This window comes from Herbaspirillum sp. (genome assembly GCF_035644555.1).
GTDB lineage: Bacteria > Pseudomonadota > Gammaproteobacteria > Burkholderiales > Burkholderiaceae_D > Herbaspirillum.
The window spans coordinates 1-25,464 of the sequence record NZ_DASQOH010000077.1 but is presented as its reverse complement, the minus strand read 5'-3'; the positions used below and the strand labels follow the sequence as shown (position 1 = coordinate 25,464).

The window sequence follows — 25,464 nt, the reverse complement described above, 5'->3', positions numbered from 1 at the left end:
GTCGATACGATCAGCGGAAAGCCAGGAAATACATCAGGAACACGTTGACCGTCAGCAGCGTCAGGGCGGTGGGAATCTGTACCTTGATGACCTGGTACTTGTTCTTCAGTTCCAGCAGTGCTGCCGGCACGATGTTGTAGTTGGCGGCCATGGGGGTCATCAAGGTCCCGCAGTAGCCGGAGTACATGCCGATGGCCACCAGCGGCGCCGGGTCGGCATGATGGCCGACGATCAGGAAGGGCAGGGCGATGCCCGCGCTCATCACCGGGAAGGCGGCAAAGGCGTTCCCCATCACCATGGTGAACAGTGCCATGCCCACGCAATAGATCACCACCACCAGGAAACGGTTGTCCGGATTGACGAACAGGCTCACCACCTGCTGTACCGAGGTGCCGGTCTTGGCGGCCACGAAGACGCCTCCCAGCATGGCCAGCATCAGCGGCAGGATGGCGGCCCAGCCGATCGAGTCCACCAGTCGGCGCGACTGGCGCACCGCCTGCAGCGGCGTGCCACGGGTCAGCACGCAACCGGCGATGAGGGCGCAGATACAGGCTACGCAAAGTGCGGCCAGGGTCAGTTGCTTCTGGTCCAGCAGCATCACGCCACCGATCGACACGCCCTTGAGCAGCACGGTACAGGCCACCGTGATCACCGGGATCAGCACGGCCGGGAAGAACAGCCAGTTGCCCAGACGCTTGGCCGAGCTCACGCGTTCTTCGTAGCTCGAAGTGGCGTAGCTGCCCATGGAAAGCATGCCGGTGCCGGCGATGAGCGAGATGATGATGACGGTGGCGCCGATGATGCGGTGGCCCATGGACTTGCCCAGGTGTTCCACCAGCAGGTCACCGAACAGGAAGACGGCGCCGAACAGGAACCAGAACAGTGCCGTGCTCAGGCGCTTGGGGTTGCCCTTGTCGCGCAGGGTCATCACCACCAGCATCATGACGATGATGCCGATGAGGTAGTAGATGCGGTTGATGGAAATGAGTGTGTTCATGCGGCCACCTTGGAAGAGTCGTTTTGGCCGGCTTTCCAGGCATCCACGTCGCGGCGGATGGAGGCGTCCAGGCGGGTCAGGCGGAACATGTGGATCACCAGCGCCGAGAGGGCGGTGGGGATGGCCCACAGGCCGATGTGCAGGGGTTCGATGTTGGTGATGCCGTTTTCCTTGAGGAAGGCATCCATCAGCAGGACGGCGCCGAAGGCGATGAAGATGTCTTCGCCGAAGAACACGGCGATGTTGTCGCAGGCGGCAGCGTGCGCCTTGATCTTGTCGCGGATGGGTTGCGGCAGGTCTTCGCCATAGGCGTTGACGGCGGCACCTTCGGCCATCGGCGCCAGTAGCGGACGCACGGTCTGCGCCTGGCCGCCGAGATAGATCAGACCCAGCGCGGCAGTTCCTTCACGCAGCAAAAAATAGAGCATGAGGATGCGCGCGGAAGTGGCGCTGGCAATGCCTGAAATCCAGGCCTGTGCACGTTCCTTCAGACCGTAGTGTTCGAGCAGCCCGATGATGGGCAGGATCAGCAGGAAGGTCGCCAGGGAACGGCTGTTGACGAACTTCTCGCCGAAGGTTTCCAGCAGCATGCCGAAATCCATGCCGACCGAGAGTCCGGTCGTCAGCCCCGCGACCGTGACCACCAGCAGCGGGTTGAAACGTAGTGCAAATCCGGCCACGACGATCGGTATCCCGATCAGTGGCAATAGTGTCGTGCTCTCCATGAAGACTCCTGGTTGTGAATGAGTTGAACCAGTCGCTGCAAGGGCCATGCCAGCCCGACCGCTGTCTGCCCTGCTGATCTGCGCTGATGGGCGCAGGCGTGGCGTGGCCGCGGTCTCATGGTCTCCCTGCTGCGACATTTCTAGTTGTTATGGGGTACTGCAACTTGCCCGTGAACCGGGCAATTCCTTTCAGCCCGTGCGCGATGAAAATGCCTCAGGCTGCGGCGCGCACGGCAATGCGTTCTTCATGCAGGCGGGCGCGGATCTGGCGCGCAAAATCCAGCGCATGCGGGCCGTCTCCGTGCAGGCAGACGGTCTGGGCATTCACGCTGACGAGGCTGCCGTCGATGGCCTTGACCTGCTTTTGCTGGACCAGCATCAGGGTCTGGGCGATGGCATCCTGATCGTTCTCGATCATGGCGCCCGGTTTGCTGCGCGCGACCAGACTACCGTCGGGCTCATAGGCGCGATCGGCGAAGACTTCTTCCACTGCATTGAGGTCTGCATGACGGGCGGCGGCGATCAGTTCGCTGCCGGCCAGACCATACAAGCTCAGTTCCGGATTGAAGGTGCGGATGGCGGCGCAGATGGCGTTGGCCAGCACGGCATCCTTGGCGGCCTGGTTGTAGAGCGCGCCATGCGGCTTGACATGGCGCAGGCGGCCGCCTTCGGCGCGCACGATGGCGTCCAGTGCACCGAGTTGGTAGAGCATGCCGCTGACGATGTCTTCGGGCGGCAGGTGCATGGTGCTGCGGCCGAAGTTCTCGCGATCGGGGAAGCTGGGGTGGGCGCCGATGGCGACGTGGTTCTGGATTGCCCAGCGCACGCAGCGGCGCATGGTGGCGGCGTCGCCGGCATGCCAGCCGCAGGCGATGTTGGCCGAGCTGACCAGGGTCAGCAGTTCTTCATCGGTGTCGCAGCCTTCGCCGAGATCGGCATTCAGGTCGATGTGCATGGCGTAATCCTCATTTCTTGTAGAGCGTGGCGCGCGACCAGTCCAGCGCCGCCACGGTATCGCGGATGGTATCGAGATAGCGCTGCTGTTGCTCGGCCGCGAGCAGGGCTTGTTCCAGGGTGCAGGGCTCAAGCCGCAGGGTGGCATTGAGCGGGGCCTGCGCCAGCTTCCACAGATCGGCGCCGATGACCACGCCGATCTTGGGATAGCCCCCGGTGGTCTGGGCATCCCCCATCAGGATGATGGGCTGGCCCGAAGGCGGCACCTGGATCACGCCCGGTACCACGCCATGGGACAGCATATCGCGGGCGTGCTTGCGCTTGAGATCTTCTCCTTCCAGCCGGTAGCCCATACGGTTGCTGCTGGGGGTGATGCGCCAGGGCGTGGACCAGAAGGCTTCGCGTGCGGCCTTGGTGAATTCCTCGATCTCGGGGCCGGGCAAGACGCGCAAAGTGATATGCCCGCCGCGCTGATGCGCTGGCAGGTCGCTGCGGCTCCAGTCGGGGGCGCGGACACCGAAGGCTGGGCCGCTGACTGCGCGCAGGGCGGCCTGGTCGTCGCCGACGGCAAGTTTGTCGCCACGCTTGAGGGCGCGTCCCTGATGCCCGCCGAAGCCGGCTTTCAGGTCGGTGCTGCGTGAATCCAGGACCACGGGCACATCGATGCCACCGGCCACGGCCAGGTAGCTGCGCATGCTGTGGCGCGCCGGGTGCTGCGGCAGGTCGGACGCCACCGGGGCCAGGCGCAGCACGCTGCCGGCGCTTACCGGCAGGCTCCAGCAGGCCGATATCGGTTTGCCGTTTAGCGTGGCACCGATATCGTCACCGCCCAGTGCAATGCGGGTGGCGCGACCAAAGCGCAGTTCGCAGAGGCCCATGGTGATCTCGATGCCGGCGGCACCGGGCGCATTGCCGACCAGCAGGTTGGCGCTGGCCAGGGCCAGTGCGTTCAGAGCCCCACCGGGATGGATGCCCTGGCTGCGATGGCCGGGGCGTCCGAGGTCTTGTACCGAGGCCAGCATGCCGGGTTGGAGGATCTCGATCATGCGTCGATCCTTTCCACGGTGAAGCGCACATGGTCACCCGGACGCAGCAGCGTCGGCGGTTCCTGGGCCGGGTCGAACAGGTGCAGGGCGGTCTGGCCGATCACCTGCCAGCCACCGGGCGAGGGCATCGGGTAGATGCCGGTCTGCTCGCCGCCGATGCCCACCGAACCGGCAGGAATGGTCATGCGCGGGGTGGTGTGGCGTGGCGTGGCCAGTTCCGGGGCCAGGCCACCCATGTAGGCAAAGCCCGGCATGAAGCCGAGGAAATAGACCACGTAGTCACCGGCGCTATGGCGGGCGATGACCTCCTCCCTGGACAGGCCGGTGTGGCGCGCCACGTTCTCCAGGTCAGGGCCGGCATCGCCGCCATAGACCACCGGGATTTCGACCACGCGGCCCTGGTAGCGGCTGGCATGCAGGCCAGGCCAGGCTTGCGTGATGCGTTCGCGCAAGGTGTCCAGGTCACGCACCGGGCGGTGCAGGAACAGGGTCAGGTTGTTCATGCCGGGGACCACTTCGCTGACTTCGTCCCATTGGGCGGCCAGTTGGGCCAGGTTCCAGATGCGCTGCTGCTGGGGCAGGCTCGCAGGCGCGGGCAGGCTGCAGAGCAGCGCGCTGTCGCCTAGCGGATGAATCTTCGGGGGCTGCATGTTCTTGTTGTTGCTCGGTATGGATGAAGCGATCGGCCCGTGATGGCGTCGGCGCGTGAATCGGCGGCAGTTCTTGTCGGCTTGTAAATTTAAGGCGACTACCTGGATGCCGATATTACCTTCCGCGCAAAATACAGACAATGTGTCGATAAATTATTTATTTTGCTTTGCGATATAGTGTTGCCATTTTGTCGTGACTGAACTTGCCCTGATGAACCAGCCCAACCCACCTTCCAACGCACCCCAGATCGTCTCTTCCCAGCATCTGGTTTCCGAGCGCAGTGCCGAGATGTCCGAGCTGGAATACGGACTGATCATGGCGGGCAACGCCTTCAATCGCTGGATGGTACGCTGCATGTCGGCCGCCGGCGCCAAGGACATGACGGCCATCGAAGTCTCCCTGCTGCACCACGTGAACCACCGCGAGCGCAAGAAGAAGCTGGCCGATATCTGCTTCGTATTGAACGTCGAAGATACCCACGTGGTCACCTATGCATTGAAGAAGCTGGTGAAGGCCGGTCTGGTGCAAAGCGAGAAGGCCGGCAAGGAACTGCTGTTTTCCACCACGCCCGAGGGGCAGGCGCTGTGCATGCGCTACCGTGAGGTGCGCGAGCGCTGCCTTATCGAGACCCAGGCCGAAAGCGGCGTCTCCAATCACGACATCGGCCAGGCGGCCCAGCTGTTGCGCAATGCCTCCGGGCTCTATGACACGGCTGCGCGCGCCGCGGCGTCGCTCTGAACCCTCTATCGATCAAGGACAGGACCCATGCGAGCAATCGAAATCAAGGAATTTGGCGGCCCCGAGGTATTGCAACCTTGCGAGCGCCCGGTGCCGGAGTTGAAGTCCGGTGAAGTGTTGATCAAGGTGCATGCCGCCGGCGTGAACCGTCCGGACGTGTTCCAGCGTACCGGCAACTATCCGGTGCCGCCGGGCGCCTCCGACCTGCCTGGCCTGGAAGTGGCCGGCGAGATCGTGGCCGGTGAGCTGGGCGACAGCGGCTTCAAGCTGGGCGACCTGGTCTGTGCGCTGGTGCAGGGTGGCGGCTATGCCGAATACTGTGCGGCCCCGCTGGCGCAGTGTCTGCCGGTGCCGAAGGGCTTGAGCGCCCTGGAGGCGGCCGCGCTGCCGGAAAACTACTTCACGGTCTGGAGCAATGTCTTTGACCGGGGCCAGTTGTCGGGCGAGGAAACCCTGCTGGTGCAGGGCGGTTCGTCCGGGATCGGCGTCACGGCCATCCAGATCGCCCGCGCCCTGGGGCATCGCGTGTTCGCCACCGCCGGCAGTGCCGACAAGTGCCGGGCCTGCGAAGAGCTTGGTGCGAAGCGCGCCATCAACTACAAGACCGAGGATTTCGAGGCCGTGGTCAAGGAGTTGACCGGTGGCCGTGGGGTGGATGTCATCCTGGACATGGTCGGTGGGGATTACCTGCCACGTGAAATCAAGGCGCTGGCCGACGATGGTCGGCTGGTCTTCATTGCCCAGCTGGGCGGTGCCAAGGGGCAGCTCGACATGGGGCAGGTGATGCGTCGCCGCCTGACCATTACCGGCTCGACCTTGCGCCCGCGCCCGGTGGCGTTCAAGGCCGCCATTGCGGCCAATCTGCGTCAGCACGTCTGGCCGCTGATCGAAGCCGGCAAGATCAAGCCGGTGATCCACCAGCGCTTCCCGCTGGAACAGGCGGCCCAGGCGCACGCGATGATGGAATCGAGTGCCCACATCGGCAAGATCATGCTGGAACTGTAGGCGCGCAGGTGAAGCTCGGGCGGTCCGGTTTGACCGCCTTTGCAGCAAGCGGCTACAATACGAGGTTATCCAAATTGACACCCATCTCGTAGAACACAGCCTATGCGTCGCAAACTTGTAGCCGGTAACTGGAAAATGAACGGCAGCCTGGCTGCCAATGCGGCCCTGGTGGCCGGCATCAAGGAAGGCCTGCCGGCCGCTGTCTGTGACGTCGCGGTATGTGTTCCGGCACCTTATCTGGCACAGGTGCAGGGCGCCGTCGCCGGTTCGGCCGTGGCGCTGGGTGCGCAGGACATGTCGGCCCACGCCTCCGGTGCCTATACCGGCGAGGTGTCGGCATCGATGCTGCAGGAGTTCGGTGTGCAATACGTCATCCTCGGCCACTCCGAGCGTCGCGCCTACCATGGCGAATCCGACGCGGCGGTGGCGGCCAAGACGGTGGCGGCGCTGAACGCCGGCCTGGTACCGGTGGTCTGCGTGGGCGAGACGTTGGATCAGCGCGAAGCCGGCCAGACCAATGAAATCGTGGGCGGTCAGCTTGATGTGGTGCTGACGGCGCTGAATGTCGAGGATGCAGCGCGCATCGTCGTGGCTTACGAGCCTGTCTGGGCCATCGGTACCGGCAAGACGGCAACACCGGAAATGGCGCAGGAAGTACATGCCATGCTGCGTGCACGCCTGGGCGCCAAGAGTGCCGAGGCAGCCGCCAAGGTGCGTATTCTGTACGGTGGCAGCATGAAGCCGGACAATGCGCAGCAATTGCTGGCCATGGCCGACATCGATGGGGGTCTCATCGGTGGCGCGGCACTGAAGGCAACGGATTTTCTGGCCATCGTCAACGCGGCGGCTTGAAGGGTAGAGTAAGGGGTTTGTCAGTTGCGGAAGCGATACTTCGGCAAGGGGCAATTGAAACATCAAGAGTGGACTTGTTTAAATGAATACTTTGTTTTTGGTTGTGGTGGTAATTCAGGTGCTGGCGGCGCTGGCGATCATCGGTCTGGTGCTGTTGCAGCACGGTAAGGGTGCCGACATGGGTGCGGCCTTTGGCTCCGGTGCTTCCGGCAGTCTCTTCGGTGCCACCGGCTCTTCAAACTTCCTGTCGAAATCGACCGCGGTTGCGGCCGGCATCTTCTTCGTCGCAACCCTGGGTCTGACCTTCATCGGCAATCACCACGTCTCGCAAAGCGGCGGCGTGATGGATAATCTGCAGGCACCGGCCGTTCCGGCGCAGCAGGCAGCTCCTGCGGCTCCTGCCGCCCCGGCTGATGCCGCCAAGCCGGCCGACCAGTCGAATCAGATTCCGAAATAAGCCTTTGCGCATTCTGGAATAATCCCGGAATAAACATAGAAGAATCTTTCTTTTTAGCTGATTGTGCATTGAACAAGAGTAACAAATGAAGGTACAATAGCAGTCTCAGGCCGACGTGGTGAAATTGGTAGACACGCTATCTTGAGGGGGTAGTGGCGAAAGCTGTACGAGTTCGAGTCTCGTCGTCGGCACCATAGAAATGAAATGAAAAGCCAGCGAAGGTCCTAGTGCCTGAGCTGGCTTTTTGTCGAGGAAGTTTCTGATTGATATTGAGAATCATTCCCATCGATAAACCAACGCATAGCGGCCAATCGTGAACCTCGAAAATTACTTCCCAGTCCTCCTGTTTATTCTTGTCGGCATCGGTGTCGGTGTCGCTCCCCAGCTCCTCGGTCGTCTTCTCGGTCCGCACAAGCCGGACGCTCAAAAAACTTCTCCTTACGAATGCGGTTTCGAAGCATTCGAAGATGCGCGCATGAAGTTCGATGTGCGCTACTACCTGATCGCCATCCTGTTCATCCTGTTTGATCTGGAAACCGCCTTCTTCTTCCCTTGGGGCGTGTCCATGCGTGAGCTGGGCTGGCAAGGTTTCGTCACGATGATGGTCTTCATCGCTGAATTTGTTGTCGGATTTTGGTACATCTGGAAAAAGGGTGCCCTGGATTGGGAGTAAGCCATGTCTATTGAAGGCGTATTGAATGAGGGGTTTGTTACCACCTCGCTGGATAAGGTAATCAACTGGACCCGTACCGGATCCCTGTGGCCCATGACCTTCGGTCTGGCCTGCTGCGCGGTTGAGATGATGCACGTCGGTGCTTCGCGTTACGACCTGGACCGCTTCGGTGCGGTGTTCCGTCCGTCGCCGCGCCAGTCCGACCTGATGATCGTGGCCGGCACCCTGTGCAACAAGATGGCGCCGGCGCTGCGCAAGGTCTACGACCAGATGCCGGAGCCGCGCTGGGTCATCTCCATGGGCTCCTGTGCCAATGGCGGCGGCTACTATCACTACTCCTACTCGGTGGTGCGCGGTTGCGATCGCATCGTGCCGGTGGACGTGTACGTTCCGGGTTGCCCGCCGACGGCTGAGGCGCTGCTGTATGGCGTGATCCAGCTGCAGAACAAGATCAAGCGCACCAATACCATCGCGCGCTAAGAGGGCAGTATGACGACAAAATTGGAAACTCTCGAAGCCGCCCTGCGTAATGCGCTTGGAGGGTATCTTCAGAATCTGACCGTGGCCCTCGGTGAAGTCACCGTGGTGGTCAAGGCGGCCGACTATCTGTCGGCCATGCGCGTTCTGCGCGACCATGCCGACACCCGCTTCGAGCAGCTGCTCGATCTGTGCGGCGTGGACTATTCGACCTATGGCGACGGCGCCTGGGAAGGCCCGCGCTTTGCCGTGGTGTCGCACCTGATGTCGATTGCGCACAACTGGCGTGTGCGTGTGCGCGTGTTCGCCCCGGATGACGACCTGCCCATCGTGGCGTCGGTCGATCCGATCTGGAATTCGGCTGGCTGGTACGAACGCGAAGCCTTTGACTTCTACGGCATCCTGTTCGACGGCCACCCCGACCTGCGCCGCATCCTGACTGACTATGGTTTCATCGGCCACCCGTTCCGCAAGGACTTCCCGGTGTCGGGCTATGTCGAAATGCGCTACGACGCCGAACAGAAACGCGTCATCTATCAACCCGTGACGATCGAGCCGCGCGAGATTACTCCGCGCATCATTCGTGAAGAAAACTACGGGATCAAATAATGGCAGAGATCAAAAACTATACGCTGAACTTCGGTCCCCAGCACCCGGCCGCGCACGGTGTGCTGCGTCTGGTGCTGGAGCTGGACGGTGAAGTCATCCAGCGCGCCGACCCCCATATCGGTCTGCTGCATCGTGGCACCGAAAAGCTGGCCGAGCAGAAGACCTTCCTGCAGTCCGTGCCCTACATGGATCGCCTGGACTATGTCTCGATGATGAGCAACGAGCACGGTTATGTGCTGGCCATCGAGCGTCTGCTAGGTCTGGAAGTGCCGCTGCGCGCGCAATACATCCGCGTGATGTTCGACGAGATCACCCGCCTGCTGAACCACCTGATGTGGATCGGCGCGCACGCGCTGGACGTGGGTGCAATGGGCGTGCTGCTGTATGCCTTCCGCGAACGCGAAGACCTATTTGACTGCTACGAAGCCGTCTCTGGCGCCCGCATGCATGCGGCCTACTACCGTCCGGGTGGCGTCTATCGCGACCTGCCGGACAGCATGCCGCAGTACAAGGCATCGATCGTGCGCAACGAGAAGGCCATCCGCGAACTGAACGAAAACCGTCAGGGTTCGCTGCTGGACTTCATCGAAGACTTCACCAACCGTTTCCCGACCTACGTCGACGAATACGAAACCCTGCTGACCGATAACCGTATCTGGAAGCAGCGTCTGGTGGGCGTGGGCGTGGTGTCGCCGGAACGTGCCCTGCAGATGGGCTTCTCCGGTCCGATGCTGCGTGGCTCGGGCATCGCCTGGGATCTGCGCAAGAAGCAGCCCTACGAGGTCTATGACCTGCTGGACTTCGACATCCCCGTCGGCAAGAACGGTGACTGCTACGATCGTTACCTGGTGCGCGTGGCCGAAATGCGCCAGTCGAATCGCATCATCAAGCAGTGCGTGGAATGGTTGCGCAACAACCCGGGTCCGGTCATCACCGACAACCACAAGATCGCTCCTCCCAAGCGTGCGGACATGAAGTCCAACATGGAAGACCTGATCCACCACTTCAAGCTGTTCACCGAAGGCTTCCGCGTGCCTGCCGGCGAAGCGTATGCCGCCGTCGAACACCCGAAGGGCGAGTTCGGTGTCTACCTGGTCTCGGACGGTGCCAACAAGCCGTACCGCCTGAAGATCCGCGCGCCGGGCTTTGCCCACCTGCAGGCCCTCAACGAAATGGCCAAGGGTCACATGATTGCCGACGCGGTCACCATCATCGGTACCCAGGACATCGTGTTCGGGGAAATCGACCGGTAAGTCGAACGAGAGTAAGAGTCAAGGCGGGCTTCGATGAGAAGCCCGTCAGGTTTGGGGAATATCCAATAACCGCGCAGTAATGATGCGCATGGATGGCCAACGATATGCTGTTAAGTCAAGAAGCCCTTAAGAAGATCGATCGCGAACTCGCGAAATACCCGGCGGACCAACGCCAGTCTGCGGTCATGTCCGCGCTGCGTATCGCCCAGGTGGAACATGGCTGGTTGCCGGCCGAGTTGCAGCAGGAAATCGCCGACTACATCGGCATGCCCGCCGTGGCTGTGCAGGAAGTTGCGACCTTCTACAACATGTTCAACACCAGCCCGGTGGGCAAGCACAAGATCACCGTGTGCACCAACCTGCCGTGTCTGCTGTCGGGTGGCGAACGCGCCGCCCATCACCTGAAGCACAAGCTGGGCATCGATTATCGTGAAACCACGGCTGACGGCCAGTTCACGCTGATGGAAGGCGAATGCATGGGCGCCTGCGGCGACGCACCGGTCATGCTGGTCAACAACCATCAGATGTGCAGCTGGATGTCCAACGAAAAGATCGACGCGCTGCTGGAGGAACTGAAGAAATGACCTGCCTGCACGACCGCCACATCAAACCGCTGATCCTCGCCGACCTGAATGGCGAGAACTGGCACCTCGAGGATTACGTCAAGCGCGGCGGCTATGATTCGCTCAAGCGCATCCTCAACGACAAGATCACGCCCGAACAAGTCATCGCCGACCTCAAGGCCTCCGGCCTGCGTGGTCGCGGTGGCGCAGGTTTCCCGACCGGCCTGAAGTGGAGCTTCATGCCGCGTCAGTTCCCGGGTCAGAAGTACCTCGTCTGCAATACAGATGAAGGCGAGCCGGGTACCTTCAAGGACCGCGACATCATTCGTTACAATCCGCACGCGCTGATCGAAGGCATGATCATCGGCGGTTACGCGATGGGTATCACCGTCGGCTATAACTACATCCACGGCGAGATCTTCGCCGAGTACGAGCGCTTCGAGGCTGCTCTGGAAGAGGCGCGCGCCGCCGGCTTCCTGGGCGACAACATCCTCGGTACCGGCTTCAGCTTCCAGCTGCATGCGCACCATGGTTATGGTGCCTACATCTGCGGCGAAGAAACGGCGCTGCTGGAATCGCTGGAAGGCAAGAAGGGCCAGCCGCGCTTCAAGCCGCCGTTCCCGGCCAGCTTCGGCCTGTACGGCAAGCCGACCACCATCAACAACACCGAGACCTTCGCGGCCGTGCCCTTCATCTTCAAGGTAGGCCCGCAGGCCTACGCCGAGATGGGCAAGCCCAACAACGGCGGCACCAAGATCTTCTCGATCTCGGGCGACGTCGAGCGTCCGGGCAACTACGAGATCCCGCTGGGCACGCCGTTCTCCACCCTGCTGGAACTGGCAGGTGGCATGCGCGGCGGCAAGAAGATCAAGGCGGTCATTCCTGGCGGCTCGTCCGCTCCGGTGATCCGTGGCGATGTCATGATGGACACCACCATGGACTACGACGCCATCGCCAAGGCCGGCTCGATGCTGGGTTCGGGCGCGGTGATCGTGATGGACGAGACCCGTTGCATGGTCAAGTCGCTGCTGCGCCTGTCCTACTTCTACTACGAAGAATCCTGCGGCCAGTGCACGCCGTGCCGCGAAGGCACCGGCTGGATGTACCGCATGGTGGAGCGTATCGAGAACGGTCACGGCAAGATGGAAGATCTGGACGTGCTCAACTCGGTGGCCGACAACATCCAGGGGCGCACCATCTGTGCGCTGGGTGATGCAGCGGCCATGCCGGTACGCGCGTTCGTGAAGAATTTCCGCGAAGAGTTCGAGTACCACATCGAGCACAAACACTGCCTGGTTCCGGCATACATCTGAACAGGGCAGGGGATGCCGGGCGGAATGCGATGAGCCTTCCGCCGGTATCGTTGGCAAAGAATATTTAGCTTGGGCAAACAGCCATGGTTGAAATCGAAATAGACGGCAAGAAGGTTGAAGTGCAGGAAGGCAGCATGGTCATGGACGCTGCCAACAAGATCGGCACGTACATCCCTCACTTCTGCTATCACAAGAAACTGTCCATCGCGGCCAACTGCCGCATGTGCCTGGTCGAGGTCGAAAAGGCCCCGAAGCCGCTGCCTGCCTGCGCCACGCCCGTGAACAACGGCATGATCGTGCGCACCGCCAGCGACAAGGCCGTCAAGGCCCAGAAGGGCGTGATGGAATTCCTCCTGATCAACCACCCGCTGGATTGCCCCATCTGCGACCAGGGCGGTGAGTGCCAGCTGCAGGATCTGGCCGTCGGTTACGGCGGTTCTTCCTCGCGCTACCAGGAAGAAAAGCGTGTCGTGGAGCCCAAGGACGTCGGTCCGCTGATCTCCATGAAGGAAATGAACCGCTGCATCCATTGCACCCGCTGCGTGCGCTTCGGCCAGGAAGTGGCCGGCGTGATGGAGCTGGGCATGCTGGGTCGCGGTGAACACTCCGAGATCACCACCTTCGTCGGCAAGACCGTGGACTCCGAGCTGTCGGGCAACATGATCGACCTGTGCCCGGTCGGTGCGCTGACCTCCAAGCCGTTCCGCTACAGCGCCCGCACCTGGGAACTGTCGCGTCGCAAGTCGGTGAGCCCGCACGACAGCGTCGGCGCCAACCTGATCGTCCAGGTCAAGAATGGCAAGGTCATGCGCGTGCTGCCCTTCGAAAACGAAGAAGTCAACGAGTGCTGGATCTCCGACAAGGATCGTTTCTCCTATGAGTCCCTGGACAGCGCCGAGCGCCTGACCAAGCCCATGCTGAAGCAAGACGGCAAGTGGCAGGAAGTGGACTGGCAGACCGCGCTGGAATACGTCGCCCACGGCCTGCGCAACATCCGTCATGAACATGGCGCCGATGCCATCGCCGCGTTGGGTACCCCGTACTCCACCCTGGAAGAACTGAATCTGCTGCAGAAGGTGGTGCGCGGTGTTGGTTCGGACAACGTCGACTTCCGCCTGCGTCAGTCCGACTTCGCTCTGGATGGCCAGATCAAGCCGTGGCTGGGCATGTCCATCGTTGAGTTCTCGCAGCTGAACCGCGTCTTCGTGATCGGCTCCTTCCTGCGCAAGGACCACCCGCTGCTGTCGGCCCGCCTGCGCCAGTCCGTCAAGAGCGGTGCCAAGCTCAGCGTGCTGCACGCAACCGACGACGACCTGCTGATGCCGGTGGCCAACAAGATCATCGCCGCTCCTTCGGCATGGCTGTCCGCCCTGGCCGAAGTGGCCGTGGCCGTGGCCGAAGCCAAGGGCGTGGCTGCTCCCGCCGCCTATGCCGGCGTGACCGCCTCCGATGCTGCCAAGGCCACCGCCGCCAGCCTGCTGTCGGGCGAAGGCCGTGCCGTGTTCCTGGGCAATGCCGCCGTCCAGCATCCGCAAGCTGCTCAACTGCATGCTGCGGCTCAGTGGATCGCTGAACAGACCGGTGCCAAGCTGGGTGTGCTGACCGAAGGCGGCAACGCCGTCGGTGGTTACCTGGCCAACGCCGTGCCGACCCCGGGCAAGGGCGCCAACGCTGCCGCCGTGTTCGCACAGCCGCGCAAGGCCTACCTGCTGCTGAACGCCGAGCCGGAACTGGACAGCCATGACCCGCAAGCTGCGCGTGCTGCCCTGAGCCAGGCCGAGATGGTCGTGGTCATGTCGGCCTTCAAGCATGGTGCCGACTACGCTGACGTCCTGCTGCCGATCGCTCCGTTCACAGAAACCTCCGGCACCTTCGTCAACGCCGAAGGCCGCGCACAAAGCTTCAACGGTACCGTCAAGCCGGCCGGCGATGCTCGTCCGGGCTGGAAGGTCCTGCGTGTGCTGGGTAACCTGCTGGAACTGGAAAACTTCGACTACGAGACTTCCGAATCCATCCGCGATGAGCTGCTGGGCAAGGAAACCGACCTGTCGGCCCGCCTGAACAACACTGCCGCCGTGCAGCTGCAGGCAGTTGCTGCGGCCACCGGTGCCGTGGAACGCGTGGCCGATGTGCCCATCTACTTCGCCGACGCCGTTGCCCGTCGTTCCGCACCGCTGCTGGAAACCCGCGATGGCCAGGCGCCCAAGGCATGGCTGTCGGCTGCACTGGCAGCCAAGCTGGGCGTGGCCGAAGGCGACCAGGTCAAGGTCAAGCAAGGCTCGGGCAGCGCTGCGCTGACCGCGGCCATCGATAAGAAACTGCCGGAAAACGTGGTCCGCGTCGCTGCTGCGCACGCCTCCACCGCTGCACTGGGCGGCATGTTTGGCGCAATCGTCGTGGAGAAAGCGTAAAAATGGATCACCTGATCGCCCAAATCAACACCGTAGGCCCGGCCTACCTGGGTCCGACCCTGTTCACCCTGGTGTGGACGCTGGTCAAGATCCTGGTGGTGATGGTCCCGCTGCTGGTCTGCGTGGCCTACATGACCTACTGGGAGCGCAAGCTGATCGGCTGGATGCACGTGCGTCTGGGCCCGAACCGCGTCGGTCCTGCCGGTCTGCTGCAGCCTATCGCTGACGCCGTCAAGCTGATCTTCAAGGAAATCTCGACCCCGTCCAAGGCCAACAAGGCGCTGTTCTACCTGGCCCCGGTGATGACCATCATGCCGGCGCTGGCCGCCTGGGCCGTGGTTCCGTTCTCGCCCGAGCACGTGCTGGCCAACGTCAACGCCGGCCTGCTGTACCTGATGGCCATCACCTCGATGGAAGTCTACGGCATCATCATCGCCGGCTGGGCCTCCAACTCGAAGTACGCCTTCCTGGGCGCGATGCGCGCCTCGGCACAGATGGTGTCCTACGAAATCTCCATGGGCTTCTGCCTGGTGGTGGTGCTGATGGTCTCGGGCAGCCTGAACATGACCGACATCGTCATGGGCCAGACTACCGGTCATTTCGCCAGCATGGGTCTGAACTTCCTGTCCTGGAACTGGCTGCCGCTGCTGCCGATCTTCGTGATCTATTTCGTCTCCGGCGTGGCCGAGACCAACCGTCACCCCTTCGACGTGGTGGAAGGTGAGTCCGAAATCGTGGCCGGTCACATGATCGAATACTCGGGCATGTCCTTCGCCATGTTCTTCCTGGCGGAATACGCCGCGATGATCCTGATCTCGATCCTGACCGCATTGCTGTTCTTCGGTGGCTGGTCGGCTCCGGTATCGGCGCTGGACTTCATCCCGGGCTGGATCTGGCTGGGCTTGAAGACCTTCTTCTTCCTGTCGCTGTATGTGTGGATTCGCGCATCGTTCCCGCGCTACCGCTATGACCAGATCATGCGTCTGGGCTGGAAAGTGTTCATTCCGCTGACCCTGGTGTGGCTGGTGGTCGTGGCGATCTGGATTCAGTCGCCGTGGAATATCTGGAAATAAGTTGGAAGGCTGAGGCTAAAAATGGAAGCTATTAAGGATTTTTTCGGCAGCCTGATGCTCCGCGAGCTGTTCAAGGGCCTGGCCCTGACCGGTCGCTACCTGTTCAAGCGCAAGATCACGGTGCAATTCCCTGAGGAAAAGACACCGATGTCGCCGCGTTTCCGTGGTCTGCACGCACTGCGTCGCTATCCCAACGGTGAAGAACGCTGCATCGCCTGCAAGCTGTGCGAAGCGGTCTGCCCGGCGATGGCCATCACCATCGAATCCGAGCAGCGTGCCGACGGTACCCGTCGCACCAGCCGCTACGACATCGACCTGACCAAGTGCATCTTCTGCGGTTTCTGCGAAGAATCTTGCCCGGTCGACTCGATCGTTGAAACGCACATCCTGGAATACCACGGTGAAAAGCGGGGCGACCTGTACTACACCAAGGAAATGCTGCTGGCAGTGGGCGACCGTTACGAAAACGAAATCGCCGCGGCCCGCGCCGCTGACGCCGCCTACCGTTGATAGGTACTGCCGGGCCACCTGAGGGCGGCCGGGCAGGGTGGTGGAAGGCTGGCAGGAATCTGTTGGATGTATTGCGATGGGATGGCCGTAGCTGCGGTCCCCCGTGCTGATTGAATGAACCAACTTCTGGTTGATTATGGAATTTAAAACTGTCTTGTTCTACGTGTTCGCGGTGATCCTGGTGATTGCCGCCGTACGCGTCATCACGGCCCGCAACCCGGTGCATGCCGCGCTGTTCCTGGTGCTGTCCTTCTTCTCGGCAGCCGGTCTCTGGATGCTGCTCAAGGCCGAATTCCTGGCCATCGTGCTGGTGCTGGTCTACGTCGGCGCGGTGATGGTGCTATTCCTGTTCGTGGTGATGATGCTCGACATCAACCTGGACAAGCTGCGCGAAGGCTTCTGGGGTTACTTCCCCCTGGCCGCTACCATCGGCGTGATCATCGTGCTGGAGATGGCTGCGGTGCTGCTGCGCAGCTTCTGGGTCTCCGAGTCGCAGGTGCCGGCGGCTGCCGACACCATTGGCCAGACCAAGCCGCTGGGCAAGCTGATCTTCACCGAATACGTGTATGCCTTCGAAATCGCCGCTGTCATCCTGCTGGTGGCCATCGTTGCCGCAGTGGCACTGACGCTGCGCAAGCGCAAGGACAGCAAGTACTTCGACCCGGCCCAGGCGGTCAAGGTCAAGGCATCGGACCGCGTGCGTCTGGTCAGCATGCCTGCCGAATCCACCCGCAACGCGCCGGCCACCGATGCCGCCGTCGTGGCCGACAAGCCGGCCGCCGGTCAACAATCTTAAGAAGGGCGAACAAGAATCATGGCAATCACGCTCTCCCACTACCTGATCATCGGCGCGATCCTGTTCGCGATCTCGATCGTCGGTATTTTCCTGAACCGCAAGAACATCATCGTGCTGCTGATGGCGATCGAACTGATGCTGCTGGCGGTCAACATGAACTTCATTGCTTTCTCGCATTACCTCGGTGACGCGGGCGGACAGATCTTCGTGTTCTTCATCCTGACCGTGGCCGCGGCCGAGTCCGCGATCGGTCTGGCGATTCTGGTGGTGCTGTTCCGTAACCTGGATACCATCAACGTGGAAGACCTCGATAGCCTCAAGGGCTGAGTCGGCATCCGCAGCATCCTGTTTTTGCGTTCTGGTTTGGATTTCATTTAAAGATGGGAGGCCCCCTTGCAGCAGATGGTGCAAGCGGGGCAGCCAATAAGCGATAAGGTTCATCATGGCTGGGCAACTTAACCCACATCTTCTTCTTGCTGTACCCCTGGCGCCGCTGGCAGGCTCGGCCATCGCCGGTCTGCTGGGTACCAAATTCTTCGGCAACGTGGTTGGCCGCAAGGTGTCGCATACCGTGACCATCCTTGGCGTGCTGATCGCTGCCATCATCTCGATCCAGACCCTGCTTGCAGTGCTGGATGGCGCCACCTACAACGGTACGCTGTACAACTGGATGACGGTGGCAGGTCTGAAGCTGGAGATCGGCTTCATGGTCGACAGCCTGACCGCGATGATGATGTGCGTGGTGACCTTCGTATCGCTGATGGTCCACATCTACACCATCGGCTACATGGCCGAGGATGAGGGCTACAACCGCTTCTTCTCCTACATCTCGCTGTTCACCTTCTCCATGCTCATGCTGGTCATGAGCAACAACTTCCTGCAACTGTTCTTCGGTTGGGAAGCGGTGGGTCTGGTGTCCTACCTGCTGATCGGTTTCTGGTACACCCGCCCGACCGCCATCAAGGCCAACATGAAGGCCTTCCTGGTCAACCGCGTGGGTGACTTCGGCTTCATCCTGGGTATCGGCCTGCTGCTGGCCTACGCCGGTTCGATGAACTACACTGAAGTCTTCGCCAAGCGTGCGGAACTGGCTACGCTGACCTTGCCCGGTATCGACTGGATGCTGTTGACCGTGGCCTGCATCTGCCTGTTCGTGGGTGCGATGGGTAAATCGGCGCAGTTCCCGCTGCACGTCTGGCTGCCGGACTCGATGGAAGGTCCGACCCCGATTTCCGCGCTGATCCACGCTGCGACCATGGTGACGGCCGGTATCTTCATGGTGACCCGCATGTCGCCGCTGTTCGAACTGTCCGATACCGCACTGTCCTTCATCCTCGTGATCGGTGCCATCACGGCGCTGTTCATGGGCTTCCTGGGCACCATGCAGAATGACATCAAGCGCGTCGTGGCGTACTCCACGCTGTCCCAGCTGGGTTACATGACGGTCGCACTGGGTGCGTCGGCCTATTCGGTGGCCGTGTTCCACCTGATGACCCACGCCTTCTTCAAGGCGCTGCTGTTCCTGGGTGCGGGCTCGGTCATCATCGGTATGCACCACGATCAGGACATGCGCAACATGGGCGGCCTGCGCAAGTACATGCCCATCACCTGGATCACCTCGCTCTTGGGTTCGCTGGCCCTGATCGGTACCCCGTTCTTCTCCGGCTTCTACTCCAAGGATTCGATCATCGAAGCCGCAGCCGAGTCGCACCTGCCGGGTTCGGGCTTTGCCTATTTCGCCGTGCTGGCCAGCGTGTTCGTGACCGCCTTCTACTCGTTCCGCATGTACTTCATGGTTTTCCATGGCAAGGAACGTTTCGGCCAGGCCCATGCAAATGACGAGCATCACGCACCGGCTGCCGCCCACGGCGTACACGACGACCACGCACATGATGCCCATGACGATCATGGTCACGATGAACATCACCATGGTCTGGCTCCTGGACAGAAGCCGCACGAGTCGCCGCTGGTGGTGACCCTGCCGCTGATCCTGCTGGCCATTCCCTCGGTCATCGTCGGTTTCTTCGCGATCTCGCCGATGCTGTATGGCGATTTCTTCAAGGGCGTGATCTTCTTCGGTGAAAACCACAAGGTCATGGAAGAGCTGGCCCACGAATACCACGGTCCGGTGGCCATGGTGCTGCATGCCTTCACCAGTGCGCCGCTGTGGCTGGCCATTGCAGGTGTGGTCGTGGCCTACTACTGCTACATGATCAACCCGCGCGTTCCGGCCTGGTTCAAGGAAAAGTTCAGCCTCATCTACACCATCCTGGACAACAAGTACTACATGGACAAGTTCAACGAAGTCGTCTTCGCTGGCGGTGCCCGTCTGCTGGGTAGCGGCCTGTCCACCGTGGGCGACCGTGGCCTGATCGACGGCCTGTTCGTCAACGGCAGCGCCAAGGTTGTTGGCTGGTTCTCGAAATTCACGCGTCTCTGGCAGTCCGGTTACATCTATCACTATGCATTCGTGATGATCATCGGGGTGCTGGGTTTCCTGGTGTGGTTCATGCCGTTCCCGTTCGCCAAATAAGCTGTCCGAGTAAATAACAACCATGATGCAGTCAACATTTCCCATCTTGAGCCTTGCGATCTGGGTACCGATCGTCTTCGGCATCCTCGTCCTGGCACTGGGCCGCGACAGCAATCCGGCGCTCAGCCGCTGGCTGGCGCTGTTCGGTTCGCTGGTCGGCCTGGTCGTTACTTTCCCTCTGATCCAGCATTTCGATCCGCTGGCGCACGGTTACCAGTTCGTCGAAAAGACGCCCTGGATCGACCGCTTCAATATCAGCTACTTCCTCGGGCTGGACGGCATCTCGCTGTGGTTCGTACCGCTGACCGCCTTCATCACGGTCATCGTGGTGCTGGCTGGTTGGGTGGTGATCCAGAAGCGTGTCGCCCAGTACATGGGTGCCTTCCTGATCCTCTCGGGCATCATGGTCGGCGTCTTCTCGTCGCTGGATGCGATGCTGTTCTATGCCTTCTTCGAAGCGACCCTGATCCCGATGTTCATCATCGTGGGCGTCTGGGGCGGTGACAACCGCGTGTATGCAGCCTTCAAGCTGTTCCTGTACACGCTGCTGGGCTCGCTCCTGATGCTGATCGCGCTGATCTACCTGTACTACGTGTCCGGTGGCAGCTTCGAGATCCCGACCTGGCATCAGGTGCCGCTGTCGATGCTGGAGCAGAAGATCCTGTTCTTCGCCTTCCTGGCCGCCTTCGCCGTGAAGGTGCCGATGTGGCCGGTGCACACCTGGTTGCCGGATGCCCACGTGCAGGCGCCGACCGGTGGCTCCATCGTGCTGGCGGCCATCATGCTGAAGCTGGGCGCCTACGGTTTCCTGCGCTTCTCGCTGCCGATCCTGCCTGACGCCAGCCATGCATTGTCCGGCTTCATGATCTTCCTCTCGCTGGTGGCCGTGATCTACATCGGTCTGGTGGCGCTGGTGCAGCAGGACATGAAGAAACTGGTCGCCTATTCGTCGATCGCCCACATGGGCTTCGTCACCCTGGGCTTCTTCATGTTCAACGACATGGCATTGCAGGGCGGCATCGTGCAGATGATCTCGCACGGTTTCGTCTCCGGCGCCATGTTCATGTGTATCGGCGTGCTGTACGACCAGATGCATACCCGCGAGATTTCGCAGTACGGTGGTGTGGTCAACAAGATGCCGCGCTTCGCCTTCTTCTTCATCCTGTTCTCGCTGGCCAACTGCGGCCTGCCGGCCACCTCCGGTTTCGTCGGCGAATTCATGGTGATTCTGGGTGCGGTGAAGTTCAACTTCTGGATCGGCCTGCTGGCGGCCACCGCCCTGATCCTGGGTGCGGCCTACTCGCTGTGGCTGGCCAAGCGCGTCATCTTCGGCGCCGTGACCAACCACCACGTGGCCGAGCTGGTCGACGTGAATGCCCGCGAGTTCTTCATCCTGGGTCTGCTGGCCATCGCTACCCTGGTCATGGGTATCTATCCCGGCATCATCACCGACAGCATCCAGACTTCGGTGACCGACCTGTTGAAGCACGTGGCGGTCTCCAAGATCAACTGATCTGCGCAACAAAGATGTGAAGGGCGGGGCGCTCGCGTCCCGCCAGCCAGAAAGCTGGGCAACAACGAGTAACGAGACGAGCCGGTGTGACATTGCCGGTCGGGCGGCGCGACCGGAAGTCGCGACACAAGCGGGCGAACACAAGCGGTAGTAACTAAATGAATAACATGAATCTGATCCCTGTCTATCCGGAAATATTTCTGCTGATCGCGACTTCCGCGATCCTGCTGATCGATATGTTCCTGCCGGAAAGCAAGCGCGTCATCACCTATCTGCTGTCTCTGGCGGCACTGGTGGTGTGCGCGGTATTGACCTTTGTCGATCTCAACAGCGGCGCGACGGTCTACACGTTCAACAACATGTTCGTGTCCGATCCGCTGGCCAATCTGTTGAAGCTGTTCACCTACCTGAGTGTGGGTGTGACGCTGATCTACTCGCGCCAGTACAATACTGCGCGCGGCATCACCGGTGGCATGCTGGGCGGCGAATACTATGCCCTGGCGCTGTTTGCCCTGCTGGGCCAGATGGTCATGATTTCCGGCAACAGCTTCCTGTCCATCTACCTGGGCCTGGAACTGATGTCGCTGTCGCTGTACGCGCTGGTGGCCCTGCGTCGTGACCACGCCGCTTCCACCGAAGCCGGTATGAAGTATTTCATCCTGGGCGCGCTGGCTTCCGGCTTCCTGCTGTACGGCATGTCCATGCTGTATGGTGCGACCGGTGGCGCGCTGGAATTGAACGAAGTGTTCCGTGCCATCGTCTCCGGTACCGTTGACCGTACTCCGCTGGTGTTCGGCATCGTGTTCGTGGTGGCTGGCCTGGCCTTCAAGCTGGGTGCCGTTCCCTTCCACATGTGGGTGCCGGACGTCTACCAGGGTTCGCCGACTCCCGTGACCCTGCTGCTGGGTGCCGCTCCCAAGCTGGCCACCTTCGCCATCACCTTCCGTCTGCTGGTCGAAGGCATGCTGCCGCTGGCCGTGGACTGGCAACAGATGCTGATGGTGCTGGCCGTGCTGTCCATCATCCTGGGTAACGTCACCGCCATCGCGCAGACCAACATCAAGCGCATGCTGGCCTACTCGACCATTTCGCACATGGGCTTCATGCTGTTGGGCATGATGTCCGGCGTGGTCGATGGCAACCTGTTCTCGGCCGTGAACGCCTACAGCTCGTCGTTGTTCTATGCGGTGACCTATGTGATCACCACGCTGGGTTCGTTCGGCGTGATCATCCTGCTGTCGCGCTCCGGTTTCGAGGCCGATACCCTGGAAGACTTCAAGGGTCTGAACCAGCGCAGTCCCTGGTTTGCTGCCGTGATGATGATCATGATGTTCTCGCTGGCCGGTATTCCTCCGCTGGTGGGCTTCTATGCCAAGCTGTCCGTGCTGCAGGCCGCCATGGCCACCGGTCAGATCTGGCTGCCGGTGCTGGCCGTGATCTTCTCGCTGATCGGTGCCTTCTACTACATCCGTGTGGTCAAGGTCATGTACTTCGATGAGCCGACCGATACCGCCAAGATCGTCGCCACACCGGAAATGCGCGTGGTGCTGAGCTTGAACGGTATCGCTGCTCTGGCCATCGGCCTGTGGCCGGGTCACCTGATGGATGCCTGCACCAATGCCATCGTCAGCACGCTGGCGACCTTCCTCAGCAAGGTCGTGGCGTAAGGAAACAGGGAAATGAACGTTTCCCTGTTCAGCTGGATCGTGATCCTGTTGGCCGCCTTCGCGGCCAATTTGCCTTTCTTCAACCAGCAATTGTTCGGCCTCATCCCGCTCAAGCGCGACGCCGCCTGGGTCAAGCCGGTCTGGGTGCGGCTGATCGAGCTGCTGGTGCTGTATTTCGGCGTCGGCGTCGTTGCCCATTTCCTGGAAGCAGGTATCGGCAACGTCTTTTCGCAGGGCTGGGAATTCTATGCCATCACCGGTTGTCTGTTCCTGGTATTGGCTTATCCCGGTTACGTGATGCGCTACCTGCGCAAGCAGCACGCCTGAACCTGCCAGCAAGAGGCGTCGATCCGAGATCGGCGCCTTTTTTCCATGGCGACCGCCATCCTCGTTCCACACCCGATCCTCACTTCATCCCCCCACTTTCACACCACGCTCACATCATGGACGCCCATCTCAAAGAGACGCAGAAAGACAGCCGCCGGGTCTACGAAGGTCATTTCCTCAAGGTTCAGAAGGACACCATCGTGCTGCCCGATGGCAAGGAAAGCACACGCGAATACATCAAGCATCCCGGCGCCGTGACGGTGCTGCCCTTGTTCGATGACGGCAGCGTACTGATGGAGCGCCAGTTCCGCTATCCGCTGGATCGCGTCTTCATCGAAGTGCCGGCGGGGAAGATCGACCCGGGCGAAGATACGCTGGAGTGTGCCAAGCGCGAACTCAAGGAAGAGACCGGCTATACGGCCACCGAGTGGCAGTACGTCTGCACCATTCACAATGCCATCGCCTATTCTGACGAACACCTGGTGCTCTACCTGGCGCGTGGACTGAAGGAAGGGGAGCGCGAGCTGGATGAGGGTGAGTTCCTGGATGTCTACAAGGCGCCGCTTGCCGATTTGCTGGAACAGGTGCGCAACGGCCAGATTACCGACGTCAAGACTGTCATCGGCCTGTTTTGGCTGGAGAAGATCGTCAACGGCAGCTGGACGCCGCCGCAACGCCCGGCTGGCGTCTGACGACGGCAACATGCAAAAAGCCGCATCCGAGGATGCGGCTTTTGTGCTTATGGGGCAGGGTGCTTACATGCCCGAGTAGTTCGGCCCGCCGCCGCCTTCAGGCGTAACCCAGACGATGTTCTGCGTCGGGTCCTTGATATCGCAGGTCTTGCAGTGCACACAGTTCTGGGCGTTGATCTGCAGGCGGTCGGTATTGTCCTCGTTCTTGACGAATTCATAGACACCCGCCGGGCAGTAGCGCGCCTCCGGGCCGGCGTATTTGGCCAGATTGATCTGGACCGGTACGGCCTTGTCCTTGAGCGTCAGGTGCGCGGGCTGGTCTTCACCATGGTTGGTATTGGAGATGAAGACCGAAGACAGGCGATCGAAGGTCAGCTTGCCATCCGGCTTGGGATAGGCGATCGGCGCGAAGTCCGAGGCCGGTCGCAGGCATTCGTGATCGGCATGCGTATGACGCAGGGTCCAGGGGGCCTTGCCGCCGAACAGGACCTGGTCGATGCCCACCAGCAGGGTGCCGGTCACCAGGCCCTTGCTCATTGATGGCTTGAAGTTGCGCGCCTTGTGCAGTTCGTCTTTGAGCCAGGATGCCTCGAAGGCCGCCGGGTAGGCCGCCAGTTCGTCGGACTGGCGATTCTCGCCCAGGGCATTGAATGCCGCATCCGCTGCCAGCATGCCGCTCTTGATCGCCGCATGGCTGCCCTTGATGCGCGAGGCATTGAGGAAGCCGGCATCGCAACCCAGCAGCGCACCACCGGGGAACACCAGCTTGGGCAGGGATTGCACGCCGCCGGCGGTGATCGCGCGGGCGCCGTAGGAGAGGCGCTTGCCGCCTTCGAAGAACTTGCGGATTTCCGGATGGGTCTTGTAGCGCTGGAATTCCTCGAACGGCGACAGGTAGGGATTCTGGTAGGCCAGGCCGACCACGTAGCCCACGGCCACCTGGTTGTTGTCCAGGTGATAGAGGAAGGAACCTCCGTAGGTGTCGTTGGCTAGCGGCCAGCCAGCGGTGTGGACCACCAGGCCGGGCTGGTGCACTTCCGGCTTCACTTCCCACAGTTCCTTGATGCCGATGGCATAGGTCTGCGGATCGCGGCCGGCATCCAGCTTGTACTTTGCGATCAACTGCTTGCCCAGGTGGCCGCGCGCACCTTCGGCGAAGAAGGTGTATTTGGCGTGCAGTTCCATGCCCAGCTGGAATTCGGGACCGGGTTCGCCCTCCTTGTTGATGCCCATGTTGCCGGTGGCTACGCCCTTGACCGAGCCATCCTCGTGGTAGAGCACTTCGGCAGCGGGGAAGCCCGGGAAGATTTCCACGCCCAGCGCTTCGGCCTGCTGGCCCAGCCAGCGGGTGACGTTGGAGAGCGAAATCACGTAGTTGCCATGGTTCTGGAAGCAGGCGGGCAGCAGCCAGTTGGGGGTCTTGTAGGCCTTGTCGGCCGAGAGGAAGAGAAAGCGGTCTTCAGTCACCGGAGTGTTCAGCGGCGCGCCTTGCTCCTTCCAGTCAGGGATCAGCTCGCTCAGCGCACGCGGGTCCATCACGGCGCCTGAGAGGATATGGGCGCCGACTTCGCTGCCTTTTTCCAGCACGCAGACCGAGACCTCGCGATGTTGCTGGGTAGCCAGTTGCTT

The 25,464-nt window shown here is 61.3% G+C and carries 26 protein-coding genes and 1 tRNA gene; 21 read left to right on the top strand and 6 right to left on the bottom strand.

Going from position 1 to position 25,464, the window contains the following annotated elements; translation table 11 throughout:
- Positions 1–10: 10 nt before the first annotated feature.
- From VE092_RS21435 to pxpB, 5 genes are all read right to left on the bottom strand, one after another.
- The gene (locus VE092_RS21435) at positions 11–997 is read right to left on the bottom strand and encodes a DUF979 domain-containing protein (RefSeq protein WP_324879953.1); all 987 of its coding nucleotides are present in this window, start codon (positions 995–997) and stop codon (positions 11–13) included.
- Positions 994–1,722 (bottom strand): DUF969 domain-containing protein, encoded by a 729-nt coding sequence (locus tag VE092_RS21430; protein ID WP_324879952.1) that lies wholly within the window; start codon positions 1,720–1,722, stop codon positions 994–996. Before VE092_RS21430 ends, VE092_RS21435 begins: the two co-directional genes overlap by 4 nt.
- A gap of 214 nt (positions 1,723–1,936) precedes the next feature.
- Positions 1,937–2,677: a 5-oxoprolinase subunit PxpA gene (pxpA, locus tag VE092_RS21425; RefSeq protein WP_324879951.1), complete on the bottom strand. Its 741-nt coding sequence runs from the start codon at positions 2,675–2,677 to the stop codon at positions 1,937–1,939.
- A 10-nt stretch (positions 2,678–2,687) separates the two neighbouring features.
- A complete protein-coding gene (locus tag VE092_RS21420) occupies positions 2,688–3,722 on the bottom strand; it encodes a biotin-dependent carboxyltransferase family protein (RefSeq protein ID WP_324879950.1) in 1,035 nt (344 codons plus the stop codon).
- Complete coding sequence (gene pxpB / locus VE092_RS21415; RefSeq protein ID WP_102664575.1) at positions 3,719–4,372, bottom strand: 5-oxoprolinase subunit PxpB; 654 nt, start codon at positions 4,370–4,372, stop codon at positions 3,719–3,721. The genes VE092_RS21420 and pxpB overlap by 4 nt, the downstream gene beginning before the upstream one ends.
- A gap of 211 nt (positions 4,373–4,583) precedes the next feature.
- On the opposite strand from pxpB, the gene VE092_RS21410 reads away from it, so the two are divergent.
- The 21 genes from VE092_RS21410 to VE092_RS21310 all read left to right on the top strand — a co-directional run bounded on the left by VE092_RS21410 (position 4,584) and on the right by VE092_RS21310 (position 23,835).
- Entirely contained in the window at positions 4,584–5,111 is a 528-nt protein-coding gene (locus VE092_RS21410) for a winged helix DNA-binding protein (RefSeq protein ID WP_006712932.1), read from the top strand.
- Between the two features lie 27 nt (positions 5,112–5,138).
- Positions 5,139–6,116, top strand: coding sequence for an NAD(P)H-quinone oxidoreductase (locus tag VE092_RS21405; RefSeq protein WP_324879949.1), 978 nt, complete (start codon positions 5,139–5,141; stop codon positions 6,114–6,116).
- A 102-nt stretch (positions 6,117–6,218) separates the two neighbouring features.
- Positions 6,219–6,968 carry a triose-phosphate isomerase gene (tpiA, locus tag VE092_RS21400; protein ID WP_324879948.1) on the top strand — a complete coding sequence of 250 codons (750 nt, stop codon included), beginning with the start codon at positions 6,219–6,221 and terminating at the stop codon, positions 6,966–6,968.
- An 82-nt stretch (positions 6,969–7,050) separates the two neighbouring features.
- Entirely contained in the window at positions 7,051–7,425 is a 375-nt protein-coding gene (gene secG, locus VE092_RS21395; RefSeq protein WP_324879947.1) for a preprotein translocase subunit SecG, read from the top strand.
- A gap of 109 nt (positions 7,426–7,534) precedes the next feature.
- Positions 7,535–7,619 (top strand) — tRNA-Leu (locus VE092_RS21390).
- Positions 7,620–7,738: 119 nt separating this feature from the next.
- Positions 7,739–8,098, top strand: a complete 360-nt coding sequence (locus tag VE092_RS21385; RefSeq protein ID WP_006712939.1) for an NADH-quinone oxidoreductase subunit A — start codon at positions 7,739–7,741, stop codon at positions 8,096–8,098.
- A gap of 3 nt (positions 8,099–8,101) precedes the next feature.
- A complete protein-coding gene (locus VE092_RS21380) occupies positions 8,102–8,578 on the top strand; it encodes a NuoB/complex I 20 kDa subunit family protein (RefSeq protein WP_006712940.1) in 477 nt (158 codons plus the stop codon).
- 9 nt (positions 8,579–8,587) lie between these two features.
- Positions 8,588–9,184, top strand: coding sequence for an NADH-quinone oxidoreductase subunit C (locus VE092_RS21375; RefSeq protein ID WP_039876418.1), 597 nt, complete (start codon positions 8,588–8,590; stop codon positions 9,182–9,184).
- Positions 9,184–10,437, top strand: a complete 1,254-nt coding sequence (locus tag VE092_RS21370; RefSeq protein ID WP_324879946.1) for an NADH-quinone oxidoreductase subunit D — start codon at positions 9,184–9,186, stop codon at positions 10,435–10,437. The genes VE092_RS21375 and VE092_RS21370 overlap by 1 nt, the downstream gene beginning before the upstream one ends.
- A 92-nt stretch (positions 10,438–10,529) precedes the next feature.
- Positions 10,530–11,021 (top strand): NADH-quinone oxidoreductase subunit NuoE, encoded by a 492-nt coding sequence (gene nuoE / locus VE092_RS21365; RefSeq protein ID WP_006712943.1) that lies wholly within the window; start codon positions 10,530–10,532, stop codon positions 11,019–11,021.
- A complete protein-coding gene (gene nuoF, locus VE092_RS21360; protein ID WP_324879945.1) occupies positions 11,018–12,313 on the top strand; it encodes an NADH-quinone oxidoreductase subunit NuoF in 1,296 nt (431 codons plus the stop codon). The genes nuoE and nuoF overlap by 4 nt, the downstream gene beginning before the upstream one ends.
- 83 nt (positions 12,314–12,396) lie before the next feature.
- Positions 12,397–14,724: an NADH-quinone oxidoreductase subunit NuoG gene (gene nuoG / locus VE092_RS21355; protein WP_324879944.1), complete on the top strand. Its 2,328-nt coding sequence runs from the start codon at positions 12,397–12,399 to the stop codon at positions 14,722–14,724.
- 2 nt (positions 14,725–14,726) lie between these two features.
- Positions 14,727–15,797, top strand: coding sequence for an NADH-quinone oxidoreductase subunit NuoH (gene nuoH, locus VE092_RS21350; protein ID WP_324879943.1), 1,071 nt, complete (start codon positions 14,727–14,729; stop codon positions 15,795–15,797).
- A gap of 21 nt (positions 15,798–15,818) precedes the next feature.
- Positions 15,819–16,307 (top strand): NADH-quinone oxidoreductase subunit NuoI, encoded by a 489-nt coding sequence (gene nuoI, locus VE092_RS21345; RefSeq protein WP_006712947.1) that lies wholly within the window; start codon positions 15,819–15,821, stop codon positions 16,305–16,307.
- Positions 16,308–16,443: 136 nt separating this feature from the next.
- Entirely contained in the window at positions 16,444–17,103 is a 660-nt protein-coding gene (locus VE092_RS21340; RefSeq protein ID WP_324879942.1) for an NADH-quinone oxidoreductase subunit J, read from the top strand.
- Positions 17,104–17,121: 18 nt separating this feature from the next.
- Positions 17,122–17,430, top strand: coding sequence for an NADH-quinone oxidoreductase subunit NuoK (gene nuoK, locus VE092_RS21335; RefSeq protein WP_006712949.1), 309 nt, complete (start codon positions 17,122–17,124; stop codon positions 17,428–17,430).
- Positions 17,431–17,545: 115 nt separating this feature from the next.
- Positions 17,546–19,636, top strand: coding sequence for an NADH-quinone oxidoreductase subunit L (gene nuoL, locus VE092_RS21330; protein WP_324879941.1), 2,091 nt, complete (start codon positions 17,546–17,548; stop codon positions 19,634–19,636).
- Between the two features lie 22 nt (positions 19,637–19,658).
- Entirely contained in the window at positions 19,659–21,149 is a 1,491-nt protein-coding gene (locus tag VE092_RS21325) for an NADH-quinone oxidoreductase subunit M (RefSeq protein ID WP_324879940.1), read from the top strand.
- A 158-nt stretch (positions 21,150–21,307) separates the two neighbouring features.
- Positions 21,308–22,816 carry an NADH-quinone oxidoreductase subunit NuoN gene (gene nuoN, locus VE092_RS21320; RefSeq protein WP_324879939.1) on the top strand — a complete coding sequence of 503 codons (1,509 nt, stop codon included), beginning with the start codon at positions 21,308–21,310 and terminating at the stop codon, positions 22,814–22,816.
- A gap of 12 nt (positions 22,817–22,828) precedes the next feature.
- On the top strand, positions 22,829–23,143 hold the full coding sequence (locus VE092_RS21315; RefSeq protein ID WP_006712953.1) for a DUF2818 family protein: 315 nt from the start codon (positions 22,829–22,831) through the stop codon (positions 23,141–23,143).
- 116 nt (positions 23,144–23,259) lie between these two features.
- Positions 23,260–23,835, top strand: a complete 576-nt coding sequence (locus tag VE092_RS21310) for an NUDIX domain-containing protein (protein ID WP_077235639.1) — start codon at positions 23,260–23,262, stop codon at positions 23,833–23,835.
- Positions 23,836–23,898: 63 nt separating this feature from the next.
- On the opposite strand, the gene VE092_RS21305 is transcribed toward VE092_RS21310, so the two are convergent.
- On the bottom strand, positions 23,899–25,464 hold a 1,566-nt coding region (locus VE092_RS21305; RefSeq protein WP_324879938.1), incomplete at its 5' end, for an electron transfer flavoprotein-ubiquinone oxidoreductase.

Bases quoted from the DNA above. Each gene is read 5' to 3' on its own strand.
- VE092_RS21435 (WP_324879953.1), bottom strand. From the start codon at position 997: ATGAACACACTCATTTCCATCAACCGCATCTACTACCTCATCGGCATC.
- VE092_RS21430 (WP_324879952.1), bottom strand. From the start codon at position 1,722: ATGGAGAGCACGACACTATTGCCACTGATCGGGATACCGATCGTCGTG.
- pxpA (WP_324879951.1), bottom strand. From the start codon at position 2,677: ATGCACATCGACCTGAATGCCGATCTCGGCGAAGGCTGCGACACCGAT.
- VE092_RS21420 (WP_324879950.1), bottom strand. From the start codon at position 3,722: ATGATCGAGATCCTCCAACCCGGCATGCTGGCCTCGGTACAAGACCTC.
- pxpB (WP_102664575.1), bottom strand. From the start codon at position 4,372: ATGCAGCCCCCGAAGATTCATCCGCTAGGCGACAGCGCGCTGCTCTGC.
- VE092_RS21410 (WP_006712932.1), top strand. From the start codon at position 4,584: ATGAACCAGCCCAACCCACCTTCCAACGCACCCCAGATCGTCTCTTCC.
- VE092_RS21405 (WP_324879949.1), top strand. From the start codon at position 5,139: ATGCGAGCAATCGAAATCAAGGAATTTGGCGGCCCCGAGGTATTGCAA.
- tpiA (WP_324879948.1), top strand. From the start codon at position 6,219: ATGCGTCGCAAACTTGTAGCCGGTAACTGGAAAATGAACGGCAGCCTG.
- secG (WP_324879947.1), top strand. From the start codon at position 7,051: ATGAATACTTTGTTTTTGGTTGTGGTGGTAATTCAGGTGCTGGCGGCG.
- VE092_RS21380 (WP_006712940.1), top strand. From the start codon at position 8,102: ATGTCTATTGAAGGCGTATTGAATGAGGGGTTTGTTACCACCTCGCTG.
- VE092_RS21375 (WP_039876418.1), top strand. From the start codon at position 8,588: ATGACGACAAAATTGGAAACTCTCGAAGCCGCCCTGCGTAATGCGCTT.
- VE092_RS21370 (WP_324879946.1), top strand. From the start codon at position 9,184: ATGGCAGAGATCAAAAACTATACGCTGAACTTCGGTCCCCAGCACCCG.
- nuoE (WP_006712943.1), top strand. From the start codon at position 10,530: ATGGCCAACGATATGCTGTTAAGTCAAGAAGCCCTTAAGAAGATCGAT.
- nuoF (WP_324879945.1), top strand. From the start codon at position 11,018: ATGACCTGCCTGCACGACCGCCACATCAAACCGCTGATCCTCGCCGAC.
- nuoG (WP_324879944.1), top strand. From the start codon at position 12,397: ATGGTTGAAATCGAAATAGACGGCAAGAAGGTTGAAGTGCAGGAAGGC.
- nuoH (WP_324879943.1), top strand. From the start codon at position 14,727: ATGGATCACCTGATCGCCCAAATCAACACCGTAGGCCCGGCCTACCTG.
- nuoI (WP_006712947.1), top strand. From the start codon at position 15,819: ATGGAAGCTATTAAGGATTTTTTCGGCAGCCTGATGCTCCGCGAGCTG.
- VE092_RS21340 (WP_324879942.1), top strand. From the start codon at position 16,444: ATGGAATTTAAAACTGTCTTGTTCTACGTGTTCGCGGTGATCCTGGTG.
- nuoK (WP_006712949.1), top strand. From the start codon at position 17,122: ATGGCAATCACGCTCTCCCACTACCTGATCATCGGCGCGATCCTGTTC.
- nuoL (WP_324879941.1), top strand. From the start codon at position 17,546: ATGGCTGGGCAACTTAACCCACATCTTCTTCTTGCTGTACCCCTGGCG.
- VE092_RS21325 (WP_324879940.1), top strand. From the start codon at position 19,659: ATGATGCAGTCAACATTTCCCATCTTGAGCCTTGCGATCTGGGTACCG.
- nuoN (WP_324879939.1), top strand. From the start codon at position 21,308: ATGAATAACATGAATCTGATCCCTGTCTATCCGGAAATATTTCTGCTG.
- VE092_RS21315 (WP_006712953.1), top strand. From the start codon at position 22,829: ATGAACGTTTCCCTGTTCAGCTGGATCGTGATCCTGTTGGCCGCCTTC.
- VE092_RS21310 (WP_077235639.1), top strand. From the start codon at position 23,260: ATGGACGCCCATCTCAAAGAGACGCAGAAAGACAGCCGCCGGGTCTAC.